Origin of the sequence: Micromonospora cynarisoli (genome assembly GCF_030518815.1) — a bacterium.
GTDB lineage: Bacteria > Actinomycetota > Actinomycetes > Mycobacteriales > Micromonosporaceae > Micromonospora > Micromonospora wenchangensis.
In genome coordinates this window covers 686908-704178 of record NZ_CP130426.1, presented here as the reverse complement: position 1 = coordinate 704178, position 17271 = coordinate 686908, and the positions used below count along the sequence as shown (strand labels likewise).

16 protein-coding genes are annotated in these 17271 nt (G+C 73.7%); 11 read left to right on the top strand and 5 right to left on the bottom strand.

Annotated elements, in window-relative coordinates; translation table 11 throughout:
- The first annotated feature begins 299 nt into the window (after positions 1-299).
- Positions 300-1706 carry a glycosyltransferase family 4 protein gene (locus tag Q2K16_RS02695; protein WP_302743365.1) on the top strand — a complete coding sequence of 469 codons (1407 nt, stop codon included), beginning with the start codon at positions 300-302 and terminating at the stop codon, positions 1704-1706.
- A gap of 70 nt (positions 1707-1776) precedes the next feature.
- Here the strand turns inward: Q2K16_RS02695 and Q2K16_RS02690 are convergent, their stop codons facing one another.
- The 4 genes from Q2K16_RS02690 to Q2K16_RS02675 form a co-directional block, all read right to left on the bottom strand.
- Positions 1777-3060, bottom strand: coding sequence for a citrate synthase (locus Q2K16_RS02690; protein WP_145920362.1), 1284 nt, complete (start codon positions 3058-3060; stop codon positions 1777-1779).
- A gap of 215 nt (positions 3061-3275) precedes the next feature.
- Entirely contained in the window at positions 3276-5339 is a 2064-nt protein-coding gene (locus Q2K16_RS02685; protein WP_302743364.1) for a sulfatase-like hydrolase/transferase, read from the bottom strand.
- Entirely contained in the window at positions 5332-6750 is a 1419-nt protein-coding gene (locus tag Q2K16_RS02680) for a class I SAM-dependent methyltransferase (RefSeq protein WP_302743363.1), read from the bottom strand. Before Q2K16_RS02680 ends, Q2K16_RS02685 begins: the two co-directional genes overlap by 8 nt.
- Before the next feature lie 15 nt (positions 6751-6765).
- The gene (locus Q2K16_RS02675; protein ID WP_302746706.1) at positions 6766-7029 is read right to left on the bottom strand and encodes a hypothetical protein; all 264 of its coding nucleotides are present in this window, start codon (positions 7027-7029) and stop codon (positions 6766-6768) included.
- Positions 7030-7218: 189 nt separating this feature from the next.
- Here Q2K16_RS02675 and Q2K16_RS02670 point away from each other — a divergent pair, with 189 nt between their 5' ends.
- Positions 7219-7656 carry a VOC family protein gene (locus Q2K16_RS02670; RefSeq protein WP_302743362.1) on the top strand — a complete coding sequence of 146 codons (438 nt, stop codon included), beginning with the start codon at positions 7219-7221 and terminating at the stop codon, positions 7654-7656.
- Between the two features lie 133 nt (positions 7657-7789).
- Here Q2K16_RS02670 and Q2K16_RS02665 read toward each other — a convergent pair whose 3' ends face one another.
- Positions 7790-8479 (bottom strand): helix-turn-helix domain-containing protein, encoded by a 690-nt coding sequence (locus Q2K16_RS02665; protein ID WP_302743361.1) that lies wholly within the window; start codon positions 8477-8479, stop codon positions 7790-7792.
- A gap of 228 nt (positions 8480-8707) precedes the next feature.
- Here Q2K16_RS02665 and Q2K16_RS02660 point away from each other — a divergent pair, with 228 nt between their 5' ends.
- The 9 genes from Q2K16_RS02660 to Q2K16_RS02620 are packed head-to-tail and all read left to right on the top strand — an operon-like array spanning position 8708 to position 17261.
- Complete coding sequence (locus tag Q2K16_RS02660; RefSeq protein ID WP_302743360.1) at positions 8708-9685, top strand: asparaginase; 978 nt, start codon at positions 8708-8710, stop codon at positions 9683-9685.
- On the top strand, positions 9682-10713 hold the full coding sequence (locus Q2K16_RS02655; protein ID WP_302743359.1) for an alcohol dehydrogenase catalytic domain-containing protein: 1032 nt from the start codon (positions 9682-9684) through the stop codon (positions 10711-10713). Before Q2K16_RS02660 ends, Q2K16_RS02655 begins: the two co-directional genes overlap by 4 nt.
- Positions 10710-12143 (top strand): MmgE/PrpD family protein, encoded by a 1434-nt coding sequence (locus Q2K16_RS02650; protein ID WP_302743358.1) that lies wholly within the window; start codon positions 10710-10712, stop codon positions 12141-12143. The genes Q2K16_RS02655 and Q2K16_RS02650 overlap by 4 nt, the downstream gene beginning before the upstream one ends.
- A complete protein-coding gene (locus tag Q2K16_RS02645; RefSeq protein ID WP_302743357.1) occupies positions 12137-13075 on the top strand; it encodes a polysaccharide deacetylase family protein in 939 nt (312 codons plus the stop codon). The genes Q2K16_RS02650 and Q2K16_RS02645 overlap by 7 nt, the downstream gene beginning before the upstream one ends.
- Positions 13076-13077: 2 nt before the next feature.
- Complete coding sequence (locus Q2K16_RS02640) at positions 13078-13869, top strand: ABC transporter ATP-binding protein (protein WP_228544614.1); 792 nt, start codon at positions 13078-13080, stop codon at positions 13867-13869.
- Entirely contained in the window at positions 13866-14726 is an 861-nt protein-coding gene (locus Q2K16_RS02635; RefSeq protein ID WP_302743356.1) for an ABC transporter permease, read from the top strand. Before Q2K16_RS02640 ends, Q2K16_RS02635 begins: the two co-directional genes overlap by 4 nt.
- Positions 14723-15820, top strand: coding sequence for an ABC transporter substrate-binding protein (locus tag Q2K16_RS02630; RefSeq protein WP_302743355.1), 1098 nt, complete (start codon positions 14723-14725; stop codon positions 15818-15820). The genes Q2K16_RS02635 and Q2K16_RS02630 overlap by 4 nt, the downstream gene beginning before the upstream one ends.
- Positions 15820-16602 (top strand): HpcH/HpaI aldolase family protein, encoded by a 783-nt coding sequence (locus tag Q2K16_RS02625; protein WP_302743354.1) that lies wholly within the window; start codon positions 15820-15822, stop codon positions 16600-16602. The genes Q2K16_RS02630 and Q2K16_RS02625 overlap by 1 nt, the downstream gene beginning before the upstream one ends.
- Positions 16599-17261, top strand: coding sequence for an SDR family NAD(P)-dependent oxidoreductase (locus Q2K16_RS02620; protein ID WP_302743353.1), 663 nt, complete (start codon positions 16599-16601; stop codon positions 17259-17261). Before Q2K16_RS02625 ends, Q2K16_RS02620 begins: the two co-directional genes overlap by 4 nt.
- Positions 17262-17271: the final 10 nt, after the last annotated feature.

Sequence of the window (17271 nt, the reverse complement as noted above, 5' to 3'; positions counted from 1 at the left end):
CATGAGCACACCGGCCGGGTCGGAGACCTCCGGTGCGCACGCCACTGATGCCCCGCGCCCGGTCCGGCCAATCCACCCGTTCGGACGGCGCCCGACATCCACCCGTCCGAGGGGTCACGCACCGTCGGGTGTCGTCCGTCACGATAGGCCCTTTCGAGATGCGCCGGGCCGCGTGATGCCCTTTGCTTGACGCGGACCCGCCCGCGCGGGTGGGTCCGCCCTCGGCCCCGGCCATCCCCACCATCCCTTCCGCCGCCATCGTTGCCGGCGCGACCCCGTGTGCACGGACGGAGATCGATGTGACCACCCTGCGGGTCGGCGACCAGCTCGCGACCGCTGTGGACCGGACCTGCCGGCCCACCCCCACCTCCCGGCCCTCGATCCCCCAGCAGGGCGGCGGCTCCGGTGTGCCCCCACGCACCCGGCGCATCCTGATGCTCTCCTGGGAGTACCCGCCGGTGCTGGTGGGCGGGCTCGGCCGGCACGTGCACGCCCTGTCGGTGGCGCTGGCCGCCGCCGGGCACGAGGTCACCGTGGTCACCCGGCACACCGACGGCGCGCCGCTGGAGGAGTACGCCGACGGCGTGCGGATCGTCCGGGCGGCCGAGGACCCGGTGACCTTCCCGCTGGCCACCGACTCGTTGCTGGCCTGGACGATGGCGTTCAACCACACCCTGACCCGGGCCGCGCTGCGGGCCGCCGAGTCCGGCGCGTACGACGTGATCCACGCCCACGACTGGCTGGTCGCGCACACCGCCATGACGCTGCGCGCGCACTTGGACGTGCCGCTGGTCAGCACCATCCACGCCACCGAGGCCGGTCGGCACCAGGGCTGGCTGCCGGGCGAGATGAACCGCACCATCCACGGGGTGGAGCAGTGGCTGGCCGCCGAGTCCGGCCGGGTGATCGTCTGCTCCGGGTACATGCGCGACGAGGTCAACGCGCTGTTCGACGTGCCGATCGGCCGGGTCGACGTGGTGCCCAACGGGGTCGAGCCGCACCGGTGGAAGGTGCCGGCCTCGGCGGTCACCTCGGCCCGCGCCCGGTTCGCCGGGGACGGGCCGCTGGTCACCTTCGCCGGGCGGCTGGTCTACGAGAAGGGCGTCCAGCATCTGCTCGCCGGCCTGCCCCGGCTGCGCGAGCGGCACCCCGGCCTACGCGCGGTGATCGTCGGCGACGGGCCGTACAGGGCCGAGCTGGAGGCCGAGGTGCACCGGCTCGGGCTGGGCGGCACGGTCGCCATGCCGGGCTTCCTCGGCGGCACCGACCTGCCGGCCGTGATGGCCGCCTCGGACTGCTTCGCGGTGCCCAGCATCTACGAGCCGTTCGGGATGGTCGCCCTGGAGGGGGCCGCGGCCGGCGCGCCGCTCGCGGTCGCCGAGACCGGTGGGCTGGCCGAGATCGTCGAGCCGGGGGTGACCGGGGTGACCTTCGCCCCGGAGGACCCGGCCGACCTCACCGAGGCCGTGCACGCGCTGCTGTCCGACCGGGAACGCGCCCGGGTGCTCGCCCGCCGGGCCCGCGCCATGGTCCACGAGCAGTACGGCTGGTCGGCGATCGCCCAGCGCACCGCGACGGCGTACGCCTCGGCGATCGCCGGGGACGCCGCGTTCACCGCGCAGCGTGCCGAGCAGCGGATGGCCACCGGCCGGGTCACCGCCCCGATCCCGGGGGGCAACCTGCTCGTCGCCGCCGGTCTGCGCTGAGCCCGCAGCATCCACGACGGAGGCCGCCGACCCGTGACGGGTCGGCGGCCTCCGTGCGTGGCCGGGAGGGTCAGCGCTGCCCGATCGCGGTGAACTCCCGCTCCGGGGCGCCGGTGTAGATCTGCCGGGGGCGGCCGATCTTCGTCTCCGGGTCGCTGATCATCTCACGCCACTGGGCGATCCAGCCGGGCAGCCGGCCCAGCGCGAACAGCACCGTGAACATCTTCGTGGGGAAGCCCATGGCCTTGTAGATCAGGCCGGTGTAGAAGTCCACGTTCGGGTAGAGCCGGCGGGACACGAAGAAGTCGTCGGCGAGCGCGATCTCCTCCAGCTGCATGGCCAGGTCCAGCAGCGGGTCCGGCTTGGCCATCCGGTTGAGGACGTCCTGGGCGGCCTTCTTGACGATGGCGGCGCGCGGGTCGTAGTTCTTGTAGACCCGGTGGCCGAAGCCCATCAGCTTCACGCCGTCCTGTTTGTCCTTGACCTTGCGGACGAAGGACGCGACATCGCCGCCGTCGGCCTCGATCTTCTCCAGCATCTCCAGCACTGCCTGGTTCGCCCCGCCGTGCAGCGGGCCGAACAGGGCGTTCACCCCGGCCGAGACCGAGGCGAAGAGGTTGGCGTTGCTGGAGCCGACCAGCCGGACGGTGGAGGTGGAGCAGTTCTGCTCGTGGTCGGCGTGCAGGACGAACAGCATGTCCAGCACCCGGGCCACCACCGGGTCGACCTCGTACGGCTCGGCGGGCACGCCGAAGGTCATCCGCAGGAAGTTGTCCACGTAGCCCAGCGAGTTGTCCGGGTACAGCAGCGGCTGACCGATGGACTTCTTGTAGGCGTACGAGGCGATGGTGGGGACCTTCGCCATCAGCCGGACCGTCGACATCTCCACGTGCTCGGAGTCGAACGGGTCCAGGCTGTCCTGGTAGAAGGTGGAGATGGCGCTGACCGCCGAGGACAGCACGGCCATCGGGTGGGCGTCCCGGGGGAAGCCGTCGAAGAACCGGCGCATCTCCTCGTGCAGCAGGGAGTGCCGCCGGATCCGCTCGCTGAACTCGGTCAGTTGCTGCTGTGTTGGCAGCTCACCGTAGATGAGCAGGTACGAGACCTCCAGGAAGGAGGACTTCTCGGCCAGCTGATCGATCGGGTAGCCGCGGTACCGCAGGATGCCCGCGTCACCGTCGATGTAGGTGATCGCGGAAGAACAGGATGCGGTGTTCACGAAACCAGGGTCGTATGTTGTCATCCCGGTTTCCTTGAGCAACTTACTGACCCCGATGCCCGCAGGGCCCTCGACCGCGCCCTGCACCGGCATCGAAAGCTGCCCACCGGGGTGGTCGAGCTTGACTTCCGTCATGTGGTTCCTCGCTTCGCCGGCGAATCTTCGTTGAATTGCCTTCGCTTTTACCGTAATCGCGGTCGCGGGGATACCGCCCGCCGTGGTTCTGCGGTGAGGTATGCGTCACCCGTTTCCCGACCCGGCGGCGCGGAAACCCGTCCCGGCGCGGGCGGGTCACCCGCGACCGGACGCCGGGAACGGCACGGTGGAAAGCGGCGAAAGCCGACGAAAGCTCAGGAGAGGGTCAGCCGGCGCAACGCGCCGTCGGCCCCCACCCGGTAGATGTCCAACCGGTTCGCCCCGGCCCGGAACAGATGGTCGTCGGGGAGGAACGCGGCGAACCGGCGACCTCCCTGGTCCCTGGGCACCACCGGGACGACCGCCCCGATCCGGCCGTTGACCGCGACCGCGAGCAGCGTGCCGTCCGGCACCTGTCGGGGCACGGTGCCCCACAGCAGGGCCGGCAACTCCCCCGACCCCGGATCGACGTGGTCGAACGCGCCCAGGTGCGCCACCGAGGCGGTGCCGCCCGACGGTTTCTCCCCCACCGTCGTGCCCACCAGCGGATGCGGGGCGGGTGGCGCCTGGCGGGCCGGCACCCCGCCGGGAAGGACCACCCGCTCACCGGGCCGGTCGTAGAAGTACTTCTCGGTCCGCTCCCGGGGCGGCTGCTTCGCCGAGCGCCCGTCGAGCCGCCACGGGACCCGCACGTGCACCTCGTCGGCGATGGTGGGCAGCAGGTCGACGTGCTCCCAGTTGCGGTCGTCGACCCGGCCGGCGCGCTGGCCGGGCTCCTTGACCAACAGCGGCACCCAGGCCACCTCGCCGGGCGCGTGGGTGATCGCGTCCAACCCCCGGCCCTGCCAGTCCCGGGTGAAACTCACCCCGTGGTCGGCGGTGAGCACGACCAGCGACTTGTCGTACAGGCCGGTGGCGCGCAGCGTGCGCAGCGTCTCGCCGAGCAGCCGGTCGGTGTACCGCAGCTGGGCCAGGTGCCGGGCCCGCGCCAGCTCCACCCACCCCGCCCCGTCGTTGGGCAGGTCGTCCGGCGCGTCGTAGCGCGCCCCGGAGGGCAGGTACGCCCACGGCGGGTGCGGCATCAGCAGGTGCAGGAAGTGCAGGGTCGGCCGGGCGGCCGGGCGCAGCCCGGCCAGGAAACTGGTGAACCGGGCCGGCTGGTTGTCGTTCAGGCTGTCCCAGCGGAACTTGGGGTCGGCCGGGACCGGTTCGGCGGCGTCCAGGCCCACCTCGGCGGCGGTCTGCTCCCGGTACGACTCCTGCGGGTCGATGCGGCTGTCCACCGGGGCGGCGATCCGGCCCAGCAGCGCGCCGCTCTCCCGCACCAGCACGCCGAGCCCCTGCTCGGGGGCGACCGGCTGGTCACAGCGGCTGGGCGGGCAGAGCCGGGTGATGCTCTCCTGCGCGCGGATGTCGTACAGCCCGCCGAGGGCGGTGAAGAGGTTGTCCGGGTACTGCGAGTAGTGCGGGGCGGCCGGGGTCGACGGGTAGCGACCGGTCAACATCGCCGGCAGCGCGTACGGCGTCCACCCGCTGACCCCGGTGGCGTTGCGGTACCAGGTCGACCCGCCGGCCAGCTCGGCGAAGTTCGGGTAGCGGGCCGCGTCGATCCGCCCGTCCGGGCCGAGCAGCGACACCAGCGGCAACTCGTCCAGGACGATCATGACGACCGGCGGGTGCGAGCCCGGCCCGGCCACCCCGGCGGCACCCTCGTGCGCGCGCGGCAGCACCACCGCCGAGGCCGGCGAGGCGAACAGGAACAACCCGACGAAGACCAGCGGCCCGAGGGCGGCCACCCGCAGCACCCGGCCGAGCACCGACCAGCGTCGGTGCGCCACCGCCCCGCCCGCTGCGACCAGCGCCGCCACCACCAGCAGCGGTACGCCCCGCAGCGGCGTCACCTGCCGGCCCACCTGCACCGCCAACGCGGCCAGCAGCAGCCCGACGACCACCGTGTGGGCACCCGCCCGGACCCGGACCCCGGCCAGCCGGGTCGACGCCCCGAGCAGCACCACGGCGGCACCGGGCACCAGCGCGACAAGCGCCACCAGCGCGAGAACGTCCCCGCTGGTGGCCCGGTGGAACAGGAAGAAGTCGGGGCTGCGCCCGAGCACGTCGAGCAGGGGCTGGGTGACCACCAGGCCGACCAGGGCCACCACCTCACCCGCCCGGCGCAGCTCCACCCGCCAGCCGGCCGGGGCGGGCGTTCCGTCCGGGACCGGCGGCGCGGCGGGTGCCGACCGCCGGACCGCAGTGCCGGTCGGGGCCGGCTCAGCCACCCACCACCGCCTGGTAGAGCGTCCGGGTGCCGCAGGGCAGTTCCTGCTGCCGCTCCACCCGGCAGCGGGCGGCGAGCAGCCTGGCGAACTCGTCGCGGTGGTAGTCGGGGAAAAGACCTGCCGGTTTGTTCGCCAACAGCCGCCGTGCCATCGGGTCCTGCGGGTGGACGAACTCCACCACCAGCCGCCCACCGGGCCGGACGTAGCCGACCAACTGCCCGACCACCTCGGCCAACGGCACGTTGCGGCCGATCGCCAGGTGGTGCACCACCGCGAGGGCGAGCACCACGTCGGCGTGGGCGCGGTCGGCGAACCCGGCCCGTTCCACCCCCCGCCAGCCGCCGCCCGGCGACGGGTCGGCGAGGTCCATCACCAGCGGCAGGATGCGCTGGTCGCCCTCGGCGCGCAGCGCCCGGTAGAGGGCGTCCAGCACTGCCGGGTCCTGCTCGACGGCGACCACCTGGGCGGCGTGCCGGGCGGCGATCCGCGCGTACCGGCCGTCGTTGGCGCCGAGGTCGAGCACCAGCCCGGCGTCGACACCCGCCACCGCCGCCTCGACGAAACCCTCCTTGGCCGCCCGGTCCGCCGTGGTGTAGCCGCAGGTGCGCTGGTAGTCGACCCAGTGGCCGCCGTCGACCCGACAGTCCAGCCGGCGGACCAACCGCGCCAACCTGCGTACGGTGGCCAACGCCAGGTCCCGGGAGTAGCCGGCGTCACGCAGTTGGGCGGCGACGGCGCTGCTGCTGGCCCCGGCGTTGCGGGCCTGCATCGCGCCGTGCAGGTGCACGTGCGTGGGCACCCCGGGCAGCAGCCGGCGGATGCCCCGGAACAGCGGGCGCATCTGGTCCGCCTCGATGCCGTCGACCCGGGAGCGCAGCCAGGGCTGGAAGTCCACGCCGAGGTGGGCCTGGAGCAGCAGCGGGTAGAGCAGGGTCTGGCAGAACTGCCGGTAGCCGGCCCACGGCTCGCCCTCGGTCAGCGGCGTGAACGAGCCGACGTCGATGAAGACCGGGGTGGCGCCGCGCCACTGGAGGTTGTAGGCCGATCCGTCCTTGGTGGTGAAACCCGCCTCAAGGGCCCGGCGCAGGATCTCCAGGTGCAGCAGGGCGGCGTCCCGCAACATGCCGAACGACCACTCGTAGGGGTGCGACACGAACGGGATGCGCTCGTGCCGCAGCACGGTCGTCCACCCGGTGTGCGGCAGCGTCGCCGGGTCGACCGGGGCGGTGCCGCAGACCTTGCCCTCGGCGAGCAGCGCGGCGAAGAACTCGCTGCCGGCGAGCGCCTGCCAGTCGGCGGCGCCCTGCGGGCCGAGGCCGCGCAGCACCTGGTCGCCCAGGTGGAAGACCCGGTTGGCCGGGTCGCGGAAGGAACCGGGTTCCGGCCGGATGCGCAGGTCGGCGGTGGTCATCGGTACGCCCACCGGTCAGTTGCCGGCGGTCTGGCGCGGCTGCCGCCCGGTCACGGCTTGCCGCCCGGTCACGGCGGGCCCGGTGGTGGGGGCGTCGGCCTGCCCGACGGGCCGGACGGACGGGGGGACCTCGGCGGGTTCCGTGGGCTGGCGGCGGAACCGGGCCGCCACCCGCCGCCAGTAGAGCTTCGCGGCGACCGCTGCGCCCGCCGCTCCGCCGACCACCGCCTGCACGATCAGACTGCCGGACCCCGCGTCCAGGTAGGCCAGGTACCTCATCGGCCCGCTCCCTTCCCTCGCCGTCATGGACCGCCGACAGGCGCACCCGATGGGGCATCTGCACCTGAAAGACGGATTGCTCCCCTGACACCGTACTTCGTCCGGTCCGGCCGCGAGGTGCACATGGTGTCCTCGGCCCGGTCCGTTCCGTTCAAGACCCCGGGGCGGACACCGCCCTACCCTGGCCACATGACGCCCCGCTTCGACCTCATCGGCACCGCGGTCAACGACATGGCCCGCACCCTGGACTTCTACCGCCGGCTCGGGCTGGACATCCCCGCCGGGGCCGACCACGAGGACCACGTCGAGGTCACCCTCCCCGGTGGGCTGCGACTGGCCTGGGACACCGTGACGATGCTGCGCGGCTTCCACCCCGGGTGGACGCCACCCAGCGGCAGCCCGCGCGCCAGCCTCGCCTTCCTGTGCGCCGACCCGGCCGAGGTGGACCGGTACTGGACCGCGCTCACCGGGGCGGGTTTCCACGGCGAGGTCGCCCCGTGGGACGCGTTCTGGGGCCAGCGGTACGCCATCCTGCACGACCCGGACGGCAACGGCGTGGACCTCTTCGCCCCCCTCGACGCGTCCCCCGCCAGTACGCCCGACATCGCGTCCCCCGAACCGAGCTGACCCGTCGGCCGCCCTTCCGGCCCCGTGGTGCCCGCCGCTGTGGGCACCCGCAGGCACCCACCGGAACACCCCCGGCATCCGGCCACGAAAACCCGGCCACGGGAGGCCACGGGAACCCGGCCGCTGCGGGTGGTCAGCGGGCGAGCAGGGTGGTCGGTGGGACGCCGGCCAGGTCCCGGACGTCGCGGGTGAGGTGGGCCTGGTCGGCGTAGCCGGCGCGGGCGGCCACCTCGGCCAGTCCGACGCCGCGACGGGCCAGCGCCAGGGCCCGGTGCAGCCGCAGGATGCGGGCGAGGGTCTTGGGGCCGTACCCGAAGAGGGTCCGGCTGCGCCGGTGCAGGGCGCGCGGGCCGAGGCCGACCTCGGCGGCGGTCGCGGTGACGGAGGCGCCGGCGGCGAGCAGCGCGGCCACCCGGGGGCCGAGCGGGTCGACGCCGCCTCCCCGGGCGAGCCGGTCGGCCGCGATCACGGCCAGGGCGGCGGCGGTGGGCGCGCCGCCGAGCTGCTCGGCGAGCCGGACGGCGGCACGCCCCCAGAGGGCGTCGAGGGGTACCCGGCGGTCCCGTAGCTCGGCGGCGGGGACACCGAAGACGGCCGGGCCCACCCCGGGCGGTAGCCGGACGCCGCGCCACCGTTCCCCGGGTGTCGACACGCTGAGCTGCGCCGTGCGGTCCGGGCCGGCGACCAGCAGGCCCGCCCGGCTGGACCAGAGCAGGTCGAGACAGCCGTCGGGCAGCACCCGGGTCGGCGGGGCGTCCGGGCGGCTCTCGCTCGCCCAGAGCACCGCGCCGTCGATCACCCCGGCGGGCCGTTCCCGGTACACGGTCCCAGCCTGCCACGCCGCCGCCCGCCGCCGGGACGCGACACCGGCGGCCCGGGAACGGGACGACGACGGACACCGCAACAGGCGCGACATCCGCGTGTCATCGACCCGGCCACCAATCCATAACTTCTACGGGTTCACATTCCCGCAGCTCTTGTGCAGGGCGAACGTTTGTGCAACGGTCATCACCTCAATTGAGCAATCGTTTGCGCAAAGGGGGTGTGGCCGGTGCGGATCGCGGTTCTGGCAACCGGTGGGACGATCGCGTCGCGGTGGGACCCCGACGAGGGCCTGGCCGTGACCGACTCCGTCACGGACCTGCTGAAGATCGTCACGGGCACGACCGACGCCGAGATCCACGGCTTCGACCTGTCCTGCCGGCCGAGCTTCACGCTCTCCCTGGACGACATGCTGGCCACCGTCCGGGCCGTGCGGGCCAAACTCGCCGACGGGTTCGCCGGGGTGGTCGTCACCCACGGCACCGACACCCTGGAGGAGGCCGCCTACCTGACCGGGCAGTTCACCGGCCCCGACGCCCGGGTCGTGCTGACCGGAGCCCAGCGCGGCGCCGACGAGCCCGACTCCGACGCCGGACGCAACCTCGCCGACGCGATCCGGGTGGTCACCGCACCCCGGCCGCTCGGCGCGGCGACCGTCATGGGGGGCGTCGCGTACGCCGCGGTGGAGAGCCGCAAGGTGCACACCTCGGCCGTGTCGGCGTTCTCCGGCGGCACGGCCGGGGTGCTGGCCCTGGTCGACCCGGACGGCGTGCTGCGGGTGTCGACCGCCGCCCGGGGCGGGCACTACGCGCACCTGCCGATCCCCGCCCGGCTGCCCCGGGTGGACCTGGTCAAGCTCGTCGCCGGTGCGGACGGCACCCACCTGCGCGCGTCGCTGCACGCCGGGGCCGCCGGGATCGTGGTCGAGGCGTTCGGTGCCGGCAACGCCCCACCCGCGGTCGCCGAGGCCGTCGCGGAGGCCCGCCGGCACGGCGTACCCGTGGTGATCACCAGCCGGACCGGCGCGGGCCGGGTCCGCCCGGTCTACGCCGGCGGCGGGGCGACCCTCGCCCGCGCCGGCGCGCTCTTCGCCGGTGACCTCACCGGCACCCAGGCCCGGGTCGCGTTGACCCTCGCCCTGGCCGTCGAAGAACCCGGCGCCGTGCCGGAAGCCCTGCGCTCCATGGTGGAAGGACGTCGCGCGTGAAGACCGAAGCAGTGACCATGAACGGGTACGGCGGCACCGAGACGCTCACCCTCACCGAGGTCGACCTGCCCGAACCCGGCCCCGACGAGGTTCTGCTGCGGGTGCTCGCGGTCGCCGTCAACCACCTCGACGCCGACCTGCGCAGCGGGGTGTCCCGGATGCCGCTGCGGCTGCCGCACGTGCTCGGCCGCGAGGTCGTCGGCGTGGTGGAACGGCTCGGCTCCCGGGTCACCGGCCGGGCCCCGGGCGACCGCGTGCTGGTGCTGCCCAACACGCCCTGCGGCACCTGCCCCCGCTGCCTGACCGGGCGGGCCAACCTCTGCCCCGACGCCGACATGCCAGGCATCACCAGGTGGGGCGGTTACGCCCGGCACGCGGTGGCCCCGGCACGCGGCCTGCTGGACATCGGCGACCTCGACCCGGTGGTCGCCGCCGCCACCCCGATCTCCTTCGGCACCGCCTGGCGCACCCTGTACTCCATCGGCCGGCTCGCCCCCGGCGAGTGGGTCCTCGCCCCGGGCGCGGCCGGTGGGCTCGGGCACGCGGTGGTCCAGCTCGCCAAGCTCGGCGGTGCCCGGGTCGTCGGCCTGATCGGCGACCCGGCGAAGGCCGGCTTCGTCTCCTCGCTCGGCGCGGACGCGGTGCTGAGCACCCGCGATCCCGACTGGGCGGCCGAGGCCCGCCGGATCACCTCCGGCGCGGGCTTCGACGTGATCGTCGAACACATCGGCGGTGACGTCTTCGAGGCCGCGTTGGGCACCCTCGCCCCCACCGGCCGGCTGATCGTCGGCGGGGGCCACGCCGGGGAGCACCCGCACCTCGACCTCATCGAGACTTTCCGCAACGAGTACGAGCTGCGCGGGTCGCGCAGCCAGCGTCCCGACGAGATCGCCCGGGTGCTGGGCCTGGTCGCGGCCGGACAGCTCACCCCACGGGTCGACGCGGTCCTGTCGTTGGCCGACGCCGGCCGGGCCCACCAGGCGCTCGCCGACCGGCGGGTGCTCGGCAAGCAGGTGATCACACCGTGACGGGGCACCGGCGGGGGGACGCCCGCGGCGACGTGCTGGCCACGCTCGTCGCCGGTGCCGTCGAGGCCGCCGACACGCTGCTGGCCACCGGCACCGGACAGGTGCTGGTGCGGCAGGTGGCGGCCCGGCTGACCGCCAACGCCGTCGCGGCCCGCGGGCACCTGCCCGCCGGCCTCGACACCGCCGGCGACCCGGACGGCCGGTGCACCCTGCTGGCCGCGCCGGGCGGGACGGACCAGCCGGCGCGGGCCGCCGCGGTGACGGCGGCGGCGATCACCGTCAGCCAGTGCGACGAGGGCCTGCGCGAATCCCGGGGACACCCGGGGCTGCACGCGTACGCCGCCGCCCTGGCCGCCGCCGAGCTGGACGACCACAGCCTGCGGGTGTTCCTGCGGGCGCTGGTGGTCGGCTGGGAGGTGGGCGCCCGGCTCGGCCTGCTGCTGGGCGCGCCCCGCCCCGGGGTGCACCCGCACGGTGGGTGGGGCACCGGCGCGGCGGCGGCCGCAGCCGGGACCGTCGCCGGGCAGGACGCCGCCGGGTTGGCCGCGACGGTGGACCTGGCGCTGACCGTGGCGCTGGCCGGGCCCGAGGCCGACACCCGGCGGGGCCACGCCGCCCACTACCTGCTGCCCGCCCTCGGCACCGCCAACGGGCTGACCGTCGCCCGGCTCGCCGCGGTCGGGTTCCCGGCCACCGGGCCGGTGCTGCCCCACCTGGGCCGGACCGTCCACCAGGGCCTCACCGACCGCCCGGTGGACGCCGCGCTGCTGCCCCGACCGCTGCTGCCCGACGCGTACTTCAAGCCGGTCGGGGTGTGCGCGCACACCCTGACCGCCTGGACGGTGGCCCGCGCGATGGCTCGGGACCTGCCGGCCGACGAGGTGGCGGCGGTGACCGTGCACACCTACGCGGGGGCGGCCCTGCTCGCCGGGCGTCGTCCGGTCGGCCGGCTGGCCCGCCAGTTCAGCATCCCGTGGGTGGTGGCCTGCGGGCTGCTCGGCACCGACCCGGGCGCCCCGGACGGGCCTGACGAGCGGCGGGCCCGCGCCGCCCGGCTCGCCGAGCGGGTGACCGTACGCCACGACCCCGGGCTGGACCAGGGATATCCGGCGGGCCGACCGGCGGTGGTGGAGGTGACGACCCACGGCGGGGCCCGGCTGACCGGGCGGGCCCGGTTCCACCACGGCGACCGGGAGGACCCGATGACCGCCGACGACCTGGCCGCCGTCGACGCCGCGCTGCTGCGTACCCCGGGGGTGCCGGCCGGGGCGACCGACCTGCTGCACGGGCTGGCCCGCGCGCCCGGGGCGACCCGACTGCGAGACCTCACCGCGCTGGTGCGCGGCGGGGCACCGAATCCGGACGGCGGCCCGCCGCCGGTTCCCGCTGGGCCCGGTCCATCCGGCAGAAAGGACACGACGACATGGTGATCAGAGTCGAACCCGGCACCGAGCGGGACTTCATCGGCTACGGCGGGGACCTGCCCCGCGTCGAGTGGCCCGGTGCCGCCCGGGTCGCGGTGAGCCTGTGCCTCAACTACGAGGAGGGCGCCGAACACAGCCTCCTCGACGGCGACAGCGTCAACGAATGGGTCGGCGAGATCTCGTACACGCCGACCAGCGCCGAGCACCGGGACCTGTCCCAGGAGTCGGTCTACGAGTACGGCAGCCGGGCCGGGGCGTGGCGGCTGCTGCGGCTGTTCGACCGGACGCAGACCCCGGTGACCGTGTACGGCTGCGCCGAGGCGCTCGCCCGTAACCGGCCGCTGACCAGGGCGTTCGTCGACGCAGGGCACGAGATCTGCTCGCACGGCCTGCGCTGGCGGGAGCCGTCGGGGATGACCGAGGACGAGGAACGCGCCGAGATCCGCCAGGCGGTGGCGACGATCACCGAGCTGTGCGGGGAACGCCCGGTCGGCTGGTACTCCCGGTACGCCCCGTCGGAGCGCACCCGGCGGCTGCTGGTCGAGGAGGGCGGCTTCCGGTACGACTCCAACGCCTACAACGACGACCTGCCGTACTGGGTGCAGGTGGCGGGGCAGCGGCACCTGGTGGTGCCGTACACCCACACCTACAACGACGGCCGGTTCGCCTTCAGCCCCGGCTACGGCAACCCGACCGACTTCTTCGAGAACTGCCGGCGGGGCATCGAGTACCTGTGGGAGGAGGGCGATACCTCCCCCAAGATGATCTCGATCGGGCTGCACGCCCGGCTGATCGGCCAGGCCGGTCGGGCCTCCGCGCTGCGGGACCTCATCGCCTGGGCGCAGGACCTGCCCGGCGTCTGGTTCGCCAGGCGGCGCGACATCGCCGACTGGTGGCACCACAACTACTCCGACCTGCCGGCCCACGGAGGGCAGTGACCATGCGCATCGAGATCGACAACGTGGCCAAGGGGTATCCCCGGGCCGACGGGAGCCGGCTGTCGGTGGTCGGCAGCCTCAGCACCACGATCGAGGCGCAGGAGTTCATCTGCGTGATCGGTCCGAGCGGATGCGGCAAGTCGACCCTGCTCGGCCTGCTCGGCGGGCTGCGCCGGCCGGACGACGGGGAGATCCGGTTCGTCGGGGAGCGCACCGCCGCCGGCCCGCTCACCTCGATCGTCTGGCAGGACTACGCGCTGATCCCGTGGCGCTCCATCGCCGACAACGTGGCGTTCGGCCTGGAACTGCGCGGGGTGCCCGCCGCCCGGCGGCGGGAGGTGGCCCGGGAGCACCTGACGATGATGGGTATCGAGGCGTTCGCCGACAACAAGCCGCACGAGCTGTCCGGCGGGATGCGCCAGCGGGCCGGAATCGCCCGGGCCCTGGCCAGCGACCCCGAGGTCCTGCTGATGGACGAGCCGTTCGCGGCGGTGGACGCCCAGACCCGGACCCTGTTGCAGGACGAGCTGCTCCAGGTCTGGTCGAGGCACCGCAAGACGGTCCTGTTCATCACGCACAGCATCGAGGAGGCGCTGCTGCTGGCGGACCGGATCATCGTGCTCGGCCCCCGGCCGACCCGGGTGGTCGAGGAGATCCGGGTGCCGTTCCCCCGGCCGCGTACCCGCGACGTCGAGTTGGACCCGCGGTTCACCGAGTTGAAGCGCCACCTGTGGGCGCAGTTGCGGGACGCCACCCTGGCGGCCGAGTGGGCGGAAGCGAAGGGGGACCGATGAGCGAGCAGACCGTGCCGACCCGGGAACGGGCGACCGACGAGCCCGTGGTCCGTTACGCGGTGGACCCCCGCGCGGAACGCCCACCGGGTCGCGGGTTCAAGCTGCTCAGCAGCGGGCTGGGCAGCATGGTGCCGGTGGTCGTGGTGCTGGCGCTGTGGCAGGGCGGCAGCATGGCCGGGCTGATCGACAAGACGTTCTTCCCGGCCCCGTCGGAGTGCGTGCAGGCGCTGGTCGACCTGTTCTCCTCCGGGGAGCTGCTGCCGAACATCGGGATCACCGCCCAGCGCATCCTGCTCGGTTTCCTGCTCGGGGTGATCCCGGCGACGCTGCTGGGCATCGCGATGGGACGGTCCCGGTGGGTGCGGGTGCTTGTCGACCCGCTGATCGCCATCACGTACCCGATCCCGGTGGTGGCGATCCTGCCGCTGCTGCTGGTCATCTTCGGCACCGGCGGACGGCCGATCGTGGTGCTCGCCGGCATCATCTCGTTCTTCCCGGCGGTGGTGAACGCGATGTCGGGGGTGCTCCAGGTCGACGAGCGGCTGATCCTGATGGCCCGCAACCTGGGCGCCAGCCGGCAGCAGATCCTGTGGAAGATCGTCCTGCCGGGCGCCCTGCCGTCCATCTTCGCCGGTATCCGGCTCGCCGCGGGGCTCGCCCTGCTGGGCACCATCGCCGGTGAGTTCCTCGCCGCCAGTGACGGCGTCGGGTCGATGACCTGGCGGTACTGGCAGATCTATCAGATCGACAACATGTACGCCACGCTCGCGGTGATCGCGGCGATGGGCTTTTTCCTCACCACGGTGACGCTGCGGGTGCAGCGGCGCTTCTTCAGCTGGACGGAGGGCCAATCATGACAATCAAGCGGATCACGACGATCAAGAAAAAGGGTGTGATCGCCGCGCTGTTGGGAGCGAGCCTGCTGCTCGGCACCGCGGCCTGCGGTGACGACGCGGAGTCGACGGGCTCCGGCGGCACCGACAAGGTGACTGTCAACTCGCTGGAGATCCTCTCGCTGGCCCCGATGATGGTGGCCGACGCAAAGGGCTTCTTCGGCAAGCACCAGGTCGAGGTGGAGTTCAGCAACGCCGACATCTACTCCCGGCTCGCGGTGCAGGGTCAGGGCAAGCTGGACGTGAACATCCCGGGCACCGGTGGCGCGTTGTTCAACGCGGTCAACCAGGGGCTGCGGGTGCGGGCGGTGGCCGACCGGCAGCAGTACCGGTGCGCGTCGGACAACCTCCTGCTGGCCCGGACCCAGGCCTTCGACGGCGGGCTGAAGAGCGTGGCCGACCTCAAGGGCAAGAAGGTCGCCATCCTGGCCAAGGGTTCGACCACCGAGTACTGGCTGGACCGGGCGCTGGGTGAGGTCGGGCTCAAGCAGTCCGACCTGGGGCAGATCGTGACCCTGAGCTACCCGGACACGGCCAACGCGCTCAAGAGCGGTGCGGTGGACGCCGGCTTCGTGGTGCAGCCGCTGGCGTACCAGCTCATCACCGACGGGCAGGCCAAGCGGGTGCTGGCGATGAACGAGGTGGCCCCGAACCAGGAGCAGGGCCTGATCACCATGTCGCAGGACTTCATCAGCAAGCGGCCCGAGGTCGCGGCGCGGTGGATGGCCGGCTGGCTGGAGGGTGTGCGCTACTACCAGGACCCGGCCAACAAGGACGACGTGATCAAGATCGTGGCCGAGCGGACCAAGGTCCCGGCGGAGACGATCACCAAGCTGTACGGCACCGACCAGTGGCCGTACATGGACCCGAACGGTCGGGTGGACACCGCCACCGTGGTCGCCGAGGACGGCAGGTGGCTGCTCGACAACAAGATCATCGAGAAGCTGCCGGAGGTCGGTGAGTGGCACGACGGTTCCGTCGTCGACGCCGCCCTGAAGATCGTCGGTGAGGTGCCTGCCAACCGCGACTGCGGCAGCGTCCAGAAGCTGGAGTCCTGATGTTTCCCCGTCCGAGCCGGCTGGCCGAGGTGCTGCGTGACGGTGGCGTCGCCCTCGGCAGCCTGACCCTGCTCCAGGAGCCGGCGATCGGCGAGATCCTCGGCGCCCTCGGCTACGACTTCCTCGTCGTCGACACCGAGCACGCCGCCGCCGACGAGCAGAGCGTGCTGGCGATGGTCCGGGCGGCCGGCTCGGCGGGGACCACCCCGCTGGTCCGGCTACGCCGGATCGAGGAGAAGGACCTGCTCTGGTCCCTGGACAGCGGTGCCGGCGGGGTGGTGCTGCCGCTGGTGGAGACCGGGGCGCAGGCCGTCGAGGCGGCCCGGCTGACCCACTACCCGCCGGTCGGTGACCGGACGCTGTGCTCGGCGGCGCGGGCCGCCGGGCACGGCACCGCCCGGAGCGACTTCGACCGCTACCTGACCTGGGCCGGGCGGAACACCACGGTCGTCGCCCTGGTCGAGACCCCCGCCGGGCTGGCCAACCTGGACGACATCCTCGCCGCCGACCTCGACGTGCTGATGCTCGGCCGGGCCGACCTGTCGGTCAAGCTGGGCCTGGGCTACCAGCCCACCCATCCGGAGGTGGAGAAGCACGCGGTCGCGTTCGTCGAGCGGGTGGTCGCCGCCGGCCGGGTCGCCGGCATGCTGGCCTACTCCGCCGAGGAGGCCCGCCGCTGGATCGACCGGGGGGTCCGCTTCGTCGTCTACTCCCAGCCGGAGATGCTGCTCTCCGACGCCTACCGGCGGGCCCGCGACGAGATCCTCGGCGGCACGTCGTGAGCCTGCTGGTGACCGGCGGGGCCAGCGGCATCGGCGCGGCCGTGGTCGCCGCCGCCCGCGCCCGGGGCGAGACGGTGCACGTGCTGGACGTCTCCACCGGCGTGGACGCCGCCGACCCGGTCGCGGTGGGCGAGTTCGTCGACGCGACCGGCACCCCGCGCCGGGTGGCGCACCTGGCCGGGGTGGTCAGCGCCGGTGGCATCGAACAGACCAGCCTCGCCGAGTGGGAACGCACCCTGCGTAACAACCTCACCGCCGCGTTCGTCGTCGCGCAGGCCGTGGTGCCCCGGATGGCGGCGGCCGGCGGCGGGTCGCTGGTGCTGATGAGCAGCCTCAACGCCCGCGACGGCGGCACCCGGCTGTCGGGCACGGCGTACGCGGCGGCGAAAGCGGGGGTGCTGGGCCTGATGCGGCACCTGGCCGTCGACTTCGGACCGCAGGCGGTACGGGTCAACGCCGTCGCGCCCGGCCCGGTGGCCACCCCGATGCACGACCGGCTCACCGCCGAACAGAAGGCGGCGCTGCGGTCCCGGATGCCGCTGGGCCGGGTCTCCTCGGCGCAGGAGATCGCCGACATCGTGCTGTTCCTGCTCTCCGACTCCTGCGCCACGGTCACCGGCATGACCTTCGACGTGAACGGGGGCAGTCATCTCAGCTAGGTTGCCGGGT

Excerpts from the sequence above, each read along its gene's own strand:
- Q2K16_RS02690 (WP_145920362.1), bottom strand. The coding sequence starts at position 3,060 with ATGACGGAAGTCAAGCTCGACCACCCCGGTGGGCAGCTTTCGATGCCG.
- Q2K16_RS02680 (WP_302743363.1), bottom strand. The coding sequence starts at position 6,750 with ATGACCACCGCCGACCTGCGCATCCGGCCGGAACCCGGTTCCTTCCGC.
- Q2K16_RS02675 (WP_302746706.1), bottom strand. The coding sequence starts at position 7,029 with ATGAGGTACCTGGCCTACCTGGACGCGGGGTCCGGCAGTCTGATCGTG.
- Q2K16_RS02670 (WP_302743362.1), top strand. The coding sequence starts at position 7,219 with ATGACGCCCCGCTTCGACCTCATCGGCACCGCGGTCAACGACATGGCC.
- Q2K16_RS02645 (WP_302743357.1), top strand. The coding sequence starts at position 12,137 with ATGGTGATCAGAGTCGAACCCGGCACCGAGCGGGACTTCATCGGCTAC.
- Q2K16_RS02640 (WP_228544614.1), top strand. The coding sequence starts at position 13,078 with ATGCGCATCGAGATCGACAACGTGGCCAAGGGGTATCCCCGGGCCGAC.
- Q2K16_RS02635 (WP_302743356.1), top strand. The coding sequence starts at position 13,866 with ATGAGCGAGCAGACCGTGCCGACCCGGGAACGGGCGACCGACGAGCCC.
- Q2K16_RS02630 (WP_302743355.1), top strand. The coding sequence starts at position 14,723 with ATGACAATCAAGCGGATCACGACGATCAAGAAAAAGGGTGTGATCGCC.
- Q2K16_RS02625 (WP_302743354.1), top strand. The coding sequence starts at position 15,820 with ATGTTTCCCCGTCCGAGCCGGCTGGCCGAGGTGCTGCGTGACGGTGGC.